Origin of the sequence: Bartonella queenslandensis AUST/NH15, from assembly GCF_000312585.1 — a bacterium.
In the GTDB taxonomy this organism is placed as follows: domain Bacteria; phylum Pseudomonadota; class Alphaproteobacteria; order Rhizobiales; family Rhizobiaceae; genus Bartonella; species Bartonella queenslandensis_A.
In genome coordinates this window covers 1-589 of record NZ_HE998384.1, presented here as the reverse complement: position 1 = coordinate 589, position 589 = coordinate 1, and the positions used below count along the sequence as shown (strand labels likewise).

The 589-nt window shown below is 37.5% G+C and carries 1 pseudogene; it reads left to right on the top strand.

The features are described 5' to 3' along the window. Window positions 1–589, top strand: a pseudogene (locus BN338_RS12490) (damage-inducible protein); the annotation flags it as partial.

Here is a 589-nt window from a genome sequence, read left to right as displayed (position 1 = left end):
CAGTAGGACAAAAAAATGCCAACGACAATGCCAAAAATACACCTTATCCGATATTAGATAAACGGATCAGTGAAACTTATGCTGCTCAATCAAAAGCAATGAATAGACGATCACTTTATGATAGTTATATTCGTGCCATTCGCTGGGCTAGTGACCGTATTGATAACGCTGGGGTAATCGGCTTTGTTTCTGGTTCTGGTTATATAGAAAAACCAGCAATGGATAGCTTACGAAAATCTTTAGCTAAAGAATTCACCAGTATTTATGTGCTCAACTTACGAGGGGATATTCGTAAAAACATGTTAAGCAATGGGGCGGCTCAAGAAGGCGAAAATGTTTTTGGCAATGGCAGCATGACCGGTATTGCTATAACACTCTTTATCAAAAATCCTACTGTTACTGGACCTTGTAAAATTTACTATCATGATATTGGTAATAATCTTACAACAAAAAGAAAACTTGAGATCCTTGACGAATTTGGCAGTATTGGTGGTATTACCCGTGAACAAGGTTGGCAACTCATTACACCAGATAAACATGGTGATTGGATTCATCAACGTGATGACAGTTTCAAAACATTTTTAGCCAT